6 protein-coding genes are annotated in these 4,459 nt (G+C 40.0%); 4 read left to right on the top strand and 2 right to left on the bottom strand.

The window, feature by feature from the left end:
• The first annotated feature begins 162 nt into the window (after window positions 1-162).
• The 3 genes from V7K32_RS03920 to V7K32_RS03930 are packed head-to-tail and all read left to right on the top strand — an operon-like array spanning window position 163 to window position 941.
• Complete coding sequence (locus V7K32_RS03920; RefSeq protein WP_334990513.1) at window positions 163-402, top strand: hypothetical protein; 240 nt, start codon at window positions 163-165, stop codon at window positions 400-402.
• Between the two features lie 4 nt (window positions 403-406).
• Window positions 407-694 carry a BrnT family toxin gene (locus V7K32_RS03925; protein ID WP_334990515.1) on the top strand — a complete coding sequence of 96 codons (288 nt, stop codon included), beginning with the start codon at window positions 407-409 and terminating at the stop codon, window positions 692-694.
• Window positions 663-941, top strand: coding sequence for a hypothetical protein (locus tag V7K32_RS03930; protein ID WP_334990517.1), 279 nt, complete (start codon window positions 663-665; stop codon window positions 939-941). The genes V7K32_RS03925 and V7K32_RS03930 overlap by 32 nt, the downstream gene beginning before the upstream one ends.
• 7 nt (window positions 942-948) lie before the next feature.
• Here the strand turns inward: V7K32_RS03930 and V7K32_RS03935 are convergent, their stop codons facing one another.
• Window positions 949-1,155, bottom strand: a complete 207-nt coding sequence (locus V7K32_RS03935; RefSeq protein WP_334990519.1) for a hypothetical protein — start codon at window positions 1,153-1,155, stop codon at window positions 949-951.
• 182 nt (window positions 1,156-1,337) lie between these two features.
• Complete coding sequence (locus V7K32_RS03940) at window positions 1,338-2,060, bottom strand: Uma2 family endonuclease (RefSeq protein ID WP_334990521.1); 723 nt, start codon at window positions 2,058-2,060, stop codon at window positions 1,338-1,340.
• Between the two features lie 422 nt (window positions 2,061-2,482).
• Here V7K32_RS03940 and V7K32_RS03945 point away from each other — a divergent pair.
• Window positions 2,483-4,459 (top strand): GAF domain-containing protein (locus V7K32_RS03945; protein WP_334990523.1); only part of this gene is annotated, 1,977 nt, incomplete at its 3' end.

Consider the following 4,459-nt stretch of genomic DNA (forward strand, 5'->3'; position numbering starts at 1 on the left):
TCATACAATAAAGCTGCTGGGATTGTTTTGCAATATACATTTTGGCAGTTTTTGACCCCTCTTTTTTAAGGTCTTGTGAGAAATCCGGGTTATGTGTAGACGCTTTATAGCACCTTGCCGTAGGCATCACAACTGTTAGGATGAAGGACAGGAGGATTAAATATGTCCAATAAAGCCCAAGAAATATATAGCCAAGTTGTTTGTAACTTATCACCGACTGAACAGCTGCGCTTGGCAACCCTAATTCTGAATGAGCTAGTCCAGCAAAACTTGTCTATCATCGACCAAAGTGATACTTGGACTGAGCAAGATCAGGTTGATTTAGCATCCTTCTCTTTACAGTACGCAGTCTCAATTTTCCCTGAAAGTGAGTTCATTTGCCTGGAGCCACTGGTATATTGAGTTCATGAAGTTTGAGTGGGATGAACGCAAAAACCAAAGTAACATCACAAAGCATGGTTTCGACTTTGCTGATGCTAGCCGCATCTTTACTTTACCGATGCTTGTCTACCTTGATGATCGAAAGGACTATGGAGAAGATCGGTATAGCGGTATTGGACTACTTGATGGCCGAATTGTAGTAGTTATTTACACCGAATCTGATGACGAAATAGTTCGGATCATCTCATTAAGAAAGGCACTGTCTCACGAACGAAAACGCTATGAACAATACCTCAAAAACCGATTGGGCTAGAGTCGATGCAATGAGTGACGAAGACATCGATACCTCAGATATTCCACCCTTGTCAGAAGAATTTTTTGCTAAAGCACAATTGCGAATGCCCAAGTCACCTGTAAAAATCACAGTTCAGGTAGATCCTGAAACTTTTGCTTGGTTCAAAGCACAGGGAGAGACTGGCGAACAGCAAATGGCTATAGCATTAAAAATTTACGCAGAAGCACACAAAGCTTATCCAGCATCTGAGGCCAAGTCAACCTAATACCAGACTAAATTGGATGGCTAGTTTGGCAGCTTTGGGTTAATTTTCCTTGCAGATAATCAATAAAATCCAGAATTTCTGTATCAGTGAGTTGTAAGCGCGTAGGCGTAGCCCGTCGTAGACATCGCTTGCCATATTTTTGCTGTAAATATTCCCTTCCCTGCTCTGGAGTCCAATTTAATTTGGCTAAATATGTGTCACTTTGAGCTATCAAAAAAGTATGGAATTTACAGCTATTTTATTGGTAGATGTTTGTATTTGTTCTTGATTTAAATTGTGATTTCCGTTGATTTTTAAACTGACTTTTTGGCCTAAAGCTTGCCAATCAATTTCATTATGTCCATCCCAGCAAAAAATAGATTTACTCTCTCCTTTAAGCCAGAGTAATCCAAAATTTCAACCCAAACTTTCTGGATCGACACCTAACGCATTCAACCTTTCAAATAACATTTTCACTTTTTGTTCTGCTTGTACCCGTCGCTGTTCTTCAAAAGCTGTGCGTTCTTCAGCTTCCCTGATGCGTTCTTCTGGTGTTAGCAATCTTTGCCCTGACTCGTCATACCAGTACAGCCACTCCCGCACTATACCTTGATAAATTCCCCGTTCTCGCCCAATTCCTAAACCAATCTCTGGTAGCCAAACAGGATTTCCTGATATTAAGATATATTCGCCATCAACTAAGTGATACACCTCCAAAGGTGTCTTTTTACGTCGAAGCGGATTATAGACAACATAGTATAAAATTCCTAATTCTTGAGCGTAGAATTGTTTTTTGCTGCTATATTCTTCTCGATATATTTGGGAAACAATTTCTAATGCTAAAATTGGTGGCTTCTGTTCTTCCCACAGCACATAACTTAGGCGTAAATCTTCATCAATAAAGCGTTTAACACCTAAGCTGAGAAACCCATCAGGGACAATGGCTGATTTGTCTGGGTGATAATAAATACCCATGTCAACACCAAAAAACCAATCCCAGCGATCGCACCAAACTAAAGCTAGTGTGGTTTTCAACAAGCCAGGAATTAAATTTTGGAGTTCATTATCCACAGGGGTATCATTAGAGTCGGGTAGCTCTTCGGAAGATGGCAAACAATGGAGCGGGTTGTAGTTTAACATAAGCGGTTTTGCCAAATCGGATTTTAGATAGATTGTAGGTAATCTATTCATGTGCGATCGCAGCGCCAGAATCAAAAAGCATATTTAGGGACGCAGAATAGACCATCGTAGACATAGCTTCATTTATTGGTCAGCATTTATACGTAATTAAAAGCGTATTTTCTGTAATTAAGTAATTTTTCGGTACTGTCTACGAGAGTGTCTAACCCACAATAGCAAAAAAGGGTGGAATATTGTTCAACTAGAACATTCCAGAAGTCGCAGAGTATTCAATTTCATGGTGAATTTGGTAGCTGGGCTGATTGATTACCTATCCCTACCAAGAGAAAAAGTCTTTTCTCAACCTTGAGTCCGAAAATATGGCGCAGCTGGAAATTAGCTGATATTTAGCCCGATTTTTCAGTCGTACTTAAGTATCAAATATGTCACCAAAAAGCCAGTCACGAATTTTAATCAAAAATTTTCTCACCGTTTTTTTGCCATTATCAGCATTAATTGCAAGTGTTGTCGGAACTATCTATTACCAACAATTACAAAATGAGAAAGTTGTATTAAAAACAAATGAACTCGGCAAGGTAGATTTACAAACAAAAGTAATTAGCGGAGACTTTAGCTCCGTTGTTTCAGATTTGATTGTTATTTCTAAACAAAACGAGCTACAGAAAATTTTAGACAGAGTAAATACAGAACAAGAAGCACTTTCCAGGGAATTTTTATCATTTTCTCAATATAAAAAACTTTATGACCAAATTCGCTTTTTGGATCTATCGGGTAAAGAAGTTGTCAGAGTCAACTTCAAGCAAGGTCAACCAGAGATTGTCCCCGAAGAAAAACTGCAAGTGCAAGCCAAACGCTACTGGTTTAATGACACTTTGCAACTGAACCAAGGAGAAGTGTTTGTCTCTCCTCTTGACTTGAATATTGAGCGAGGTCAGGTTGAAAAACCCCTCAAACCAATGATTCGCTTTGGCACTCCGGTTTTTGATCGTAGTGGACAGAAACGAGGCATTGTAGTCTTAAATTATTTCGGTAGCAAACTGCTAGATAATTTTAATCGAACTTTCAATAACGCCTCTAGCCAGGGAATGTTGCTGAATGCTGATGGTTATTGGTTAAAAGGAGCCAAATCTGAATCCGAATGGGGATTTATGTTTCCCAATCGGAAAAACTACACTTTTGGCAAAACTTTTCCCCAAGCATGGCAGCAAATTTCTCAAAAAGAATCGGGACAATTCCAAACTGCTGAGGGAATGTTCACTTTTACTACACTTTACCCGCTTTTAGAAGGGCAAAAATCTAGTACAGGAGCGGGACAGGCTTTTGCATCAAGCCAAAATCAAATTGATACCAAGTCCTATCACTGGAAGATTGTCTCGTGGGTGTCGCCAGAGATATTGACAACTAAATCAAACCGATTTTTGAGTCAATTTCTACTTTTATATGCTTGGTTAGTAGGACTAATTAGTATTGGTTCTTGGCTACTAGCAAAAGCGAGCGTTAATCGTCAGATGGCCCAGCTAGAGTTAAGGCAATCTGAAGCCGAGTTGCGAGAGCTAGTTGAGCGAGAAAAAATTCTTAAAACTCGTCTATCTAGTCAAATTCGTAACTCGCTGGATTTAAATACCATTTTAAGTACAGTAGTAGCTGAAGTTCGAGAACTGCTCCAGATCGATCGATGTCAGTTTCTTTGGTGTGAAAGAGAAAATGAATCTATTGGCTTTGAACTGAGTCAGCAAGCCTACGCTCCCGACTTGCCAGAACCCTTGGGTTGTTCTTCTATTCAGAAGGTAGAAGCGCTAAGTGAGGCTGTTCTGAGAGAGAATTTGCTTTGCTTAGATGACATTGCTACAGATTCCTGGCTTGATTCCACAAGCCGGGAGTTATTGCTGAATTTAGGCTTGAAGTCTCTACTAACAGTTTCGGTTCAAACTCAGTCGGGTCGCTTGGGTGTGATTGTCTGCGAACATAGTAGGGCGCTGCGTTCTTGGAGCGATAATGAGGTGGAATTGATTCGAGGCGTAGCTGACCAGTTAGCGATCGCAATTGACCAAGCCCAATTGTATAATCAAAGCCGTGTTGCTACTGCTGTTGCTAATGCCCAGACAGAACAACTCAACCAAGTTCTGCACAATCTCAAACAGACTCAAGCTCAACTAATTCAAACTGAAAAAATGTCGAGTTTAGGTCAATTAGTGGCTGGAGTAGCTCACGAAATCAATAACCCAGTTAACTTTATCTACGGTAACTTGACCCATGTCAGTGAATATACCCTGGGCTTATTGAAACTGGTAAAACTCTATCAAAACAGGACTTACGCAACTGGCACAAAATATGGTCAGTGCTTTGCCCTGCCACGCAAATTTAAATTAGACCAAACACATATGAATGTCTGGACGTTT

It is taken from the genome of Nostoc sp. (assembly GCF_036917635.1).
Classification (GTDB): Bacteria; Cyanobacteriota; Cyanobacteriia; order Cyanobacteriales; family Nostocaceae; genus Nostoc.